The sequence below is a fragment of the Burkholderia sp. E168m23 genome (genome assembly GCF_016586125.1).
GTDB classification, from domain to species: domain Bacteria; phylum Pseudomonadota; class Gammaproteobacteria; order Burkholderiales; family Burkholderiaceae; genus Burkholderia; species Burkholderia orbicola.
Genome location: NZ_BCPP01000768.1, coordinates 1 through 3,545 on the forward strand (window position 1 = coordinate 1; position 3,545 = coordinate 3,545).

The 3,545-nt window shown below is 66.6% G+C and carries 4 protein-coding genes; 2 read left to right on the forward strand and 2 right to left on the reverse strand.

All coding sequences use genetic code 11. The features are described from left to right. Positions 1-564 (reverse strand): AraC family transcriptional regulator (locus tag JMF90_RS29200; RefSeq protein WP_201325763.1); only part of this gene is annotated, 564 nt, incomplete at its 3' end. Between the two features lie 94 nt (positions 565-658). Between JMF90_RS29200 and JMF90_RS29205 the strand changes: the two genes are divergently transcribed. Both JMF90_RS29205 and JMF90_RS29210 read left to right on the forward strand, forming a co-directional pair. After that, positions 659-1,492: an oxidoreductase gene (locus tag JMF90_RS29205; RefSeq protein ID WP_011545650.1), complete on the forward strand. Its 834-nt coding sequence runs from the start codon at positions 659-661 to the stop codon at positions 1,490-1,492. Positions 1,493-1,635: 143 nt separating this feature from the next. Next, positions 1,636-2,472: an alpha/beta fold hydrolase gene (locus tag JMF90_RS29210; protein ID WP_175682263.1), complete on the forward strand. Its 837-nt coding sequence runs from the start codon at positions 1,636-1,638 to the stop codon at positions 2,470-2,472. Between the two features lie 96 nt (positions 2,473-2,568). Here JMF90_RS29210 and JMF90_RS29215 read toward each other — a convergent pair whose 3' ends face one another. Further along, on the reverse strand, positions 2,569-3,489 hold the full coding sequence (locus JMF90_RS29215; RefSeq protein ID WP_011545648.1) for a LysR substrate-binding domain-containing protein: 921 nt from the start codon (positions 3,487-3,489) through the stop codon (positions 2,569-2,571). Positions 3,490-3,545: the final 56 nt, after the last annotated feature.

Below are 3,545 nucleotides of genomic sequence, written 5' to 3' on the forward strand. Positions count from 1 at the left end.
GCCTTGCGCGCCGGTCAGCACGCGGAAATACAGCTCGCGAAGCAGCGCCGGGCCGAGCACCGCGGCGTCGAGCGGCCGCTGCATCGCCTCGACGAAACGCAGCACCGACGCATGCATCGCTTCATCCATCGGCGTCGACATCATGCTCTTCGGCGCCTGCACGGTTTCCGCGACGCCGGCTCGGTCGATCTGCGCGGCGAGTTCGGCGGCCAGCGTGAAATCGAGGTGCAGGTACAGCGCGAGCAGCGGGCGCTCGGGCGTCGCGTCGGTTTCCATGCTGAACGGCACGGGCACGGAGACGGCCAGGTAATGGTGCTCGTCGTACAAATAGCGCTCGCCGCCGAAGTACCCGCGCTTCGATCCCTGACACACGATCACGATGCCCGGGTCGTACAGCACCGGCGTGCGCGACAGCGCGCGGTTGGAGCGCAGGATGCGCACGCTCGGCAGCGCGGTCAGGTTGTAGCCCTCGTCGGGCGCCAGCGCGCGCAGCAGCGTCACCAGACGCTTCCGGTCGCGCGGCGACAGTAACGAAGCTCGGGTCGAACGGGGTGTGGTACTCATAGTTTTGTGCAAGAAAATCAGCGGAATCGGGCTTATTCGGCGTCGTTCGTCAGACTAGTATGCATGCTTCAATCGACATTCGGGAGAGGCTCACATGGCATCCGGCAACATCATGCTCATCACCGGCGTCAGCAGCGGGTTCGGCCGTGCGCTGGCCCAGGAAGCGCTGGCCGCCGGTCACACGGTGGTCGGTACGGTGCGCGGCGCGCAGGCGGCGCGCGACTTCGAAGCGTTGTCCCCGCAGGCGGCCGTCGCGCGCGTGCTCGACGTGACCGACTTCGAGCGTATCGACGGCGTCGTCGCCGACATCGAGGCGAACGTCGGGCCCGTCGACGTGCTGGTGAACAACGCGGGTTACGGGCACGAAGGGATCATGGAGGAGGCGCCGCTCGACGAGATGCGCCGGCAGTTCGACGTGAACGTGTTCGGCGCGGTCGCGATGATGAAGGCCGTCGTGCCGTTCATGCGCGAACGCCGGCGCGGCCGCATCCTGAACATCACGTCGATGGGCGGGCACATCACGATGCCGGGCATCGCGTACTACTGCGGCAGCAAGTTCGCGCTGGAGGGCATTTCCGAGACGCTCGGCAAGGAGCTCGAACCGTTCGGCATCGCGGTGACGGCCGTCGCGCCGGGTTCGTTCCGCACCGACTGGGCCGGCCGCTCGATGGCGCGCACGCCGCGCTCGATCGCCGACTACGACGCGTTGTTCGATCCGATCCGCCGCGCGCGGGAGGAGAAAAGCGGCAAGCAGCCGGGCGACCCCGCGAAGGCCGCGCGGGCGATGCTCGCGGTGATCGCGGCGGACCATCCGCCCGCGCATCTGCTGCTCGGCAGCGACGCGCTGCGGCTCGTGCGGAACAAGCTGGCGGCGCTGGACGAAGAAATCCGCGCGTGGGAAGCCGTGACGGTGTCAACGGACGGTTGACGGCTGACGCGCGCGGCGTCGTTCGTTTCCTGCCGGTGGATGATCGGCCATCGCATTGCACGATGGCGTCGTGGTTTCACAATAATGGCCGATAATGGCAGCGGCCCGTTCGCCACGTTCATTCACCTCACAGGAGCATCGCGATGCCATACGTCACCACGAAGGACAACGTCGAGATTTTCTACAAGGATTGGGGTCCGAAAGACGCGCAGCCCGTCATGTTCCACCACGGCTGGCCGCTGTCCAGCGACGACTGGGATGCGCAACTGCTGTTCTTCGTCCAGCACGGCTATCGCGTGATCGCGCACGACCGCCGCGGCCATGGCCGCTCGGCGCAGGTCTGGGACGGCCACGACATGGATCATTACGCGGCGGACGCGTTCGCGGTGGTCGAAGCGCTCGACCTGCGCAATGCGGTGCATATCGGGCACTCGACCGGCGGCGGCGAAGTGGCGCGCTACGTCGCGAAGCACGGCGAGCCGGCCGGCCGCGTCGCGAAGGCCGTGCTGGTCAGCGCGGTGCCGCCGCTGATGGTGAAAACCGATTCGAACCCCGAAGGCTTGCCGCTCGAGGTGTTCGACGGCTTCCGCAAGGCGCTCGCCGACAATCGCGCGCAGTTCTTCCTCGACGTGCCGAGCGGCCCGTTCTACGGGTTCAACCGCGAAGGCGCGACCGTGCACCAGGGCGTGATCCGCAACTGGTGGCGGCAGGGGATGGAAGGCAGCGCGAAGGCGCATTACGACGGCATCAAGGCGTTTTCGGAAACGGACCAGACCGAGGACCTGAAGTCGATCTCCGTCCCGACGCTCGTGCTGCATGGCGAAGACGACCAGATCGTACCGATCGCGGATGCCGCGCTGAAATCGATCAAGCTGCTGAAGAATGGCACGCTGAAGACCTACCCGGGCTATTCGCACGGGATGCTGACGGTCAATGCCGACGTGCTCAACGCCGACCTGCTCGCGTTCGTGCGGGGCTGACGGTATCGGCGCCGGCCCGCTGCGGCGGGCGGCGCCATGATCGAAGGCAGGCGATCCGGCCGCGCGTGGAAAAGGACGGATCGCCCGCCGCGTGCTTCACCCCAAATCGACGAAGCGAACGCCCGGATGCGCGAGACGCGGCATCCGGCCGGCCAGGAACGCGTGCAACTCGCGTACCTGCGCGGCCTTGGCGGAATCTTCCGGCCATACGAGGTAGTACGCATCGCCGGTGCTCACGGCTGTCTTGAACGGCAGCACGAGCTGCTTCTCGTCGATCGCCGTCGCGCACAGCGCGAGGTCGCCGATCGACATCCCGTGACCGGCGATGGCCGCCGCGATGCCCTGTTCGAGCATGTCGAACACCTGCCCGCGCGTGATGTCCACATTCAGGTCGTGACCGCTGCCGTTGAGCCAGCGGCGCCAGTCGCGCCGGTCGGGCGACGGATGGATCAGCTCGCACGCGGCGGGATTCGCGCGCGCGACCGCGGCGGTGGCCCGCGAGCACACCGGAATCAGCCATTCGTCGAACAGCTTCACGCAATGCGTGCTTTCGCCAAACTTGCCTGCACCGAGCAGGATCGCGCAATCGTAGGATTCGCTGAAAAAATCGACGGTGTCGACATCCATCCACACGCTCGCGATCTGCACCTCGAACGCCGGCCGTGTGCCGCGAAAGGCGGCCAGTGCGTCGAGCAGCCAGCGCATCGTCAGCGTGGACGGCGCCTTGAGCCGCAGCACGTCGCGTTGCGTGCGGAACAGCATGCACGCTTCCTCGACCTGCCGGAACCCGCGCCTGAGGCCGGCCGCGAAGATGTGGGCTTCCGCCGTCACGGTCATTTTTGGCCCGTGCCGGACGAACAGCTTCCGGCCGAAGTAGGCCTCCAGTGTCTTCACGTGCTTGCTGACCGCGCTTTGCGTCAGGCTCAGTTCCTCGGCGGCCAGCGTGAACGAGCCGTTGCGCGCGGCGCTCTCGAACGCGCGCAGCGCATAGACGGGGGGAAGCGGTTTGGCCTTCATCGGTTTCGAGTATGAATAAGACTCATGTCATCAGGCAGGATTTTCCGTTTTCGATC

Coding starts and splice junctions, on each gene's coding strand:
- JMF90_RS29205 (WP_011545650.1), top strand. CDS start 659: ATGGCATCCGGCAACATCATGCTCATCACCGGCGTCAGCAGCGGGTTC.
- JMF90_RS29210 (WP_175682263.1), top strand. CDS start 1,636: ATGCCATACGTCACCACGAAGGACAACGTCGAGATTTTCTACAAGGAT.
- JMF90_RS29215 (WP_011545648.1), bottom strand. CDS start 3,489: ATGAAGGCCAAACCGCTTCCCCCCGTCTATGCGCTGCGCGCGTTCGAG.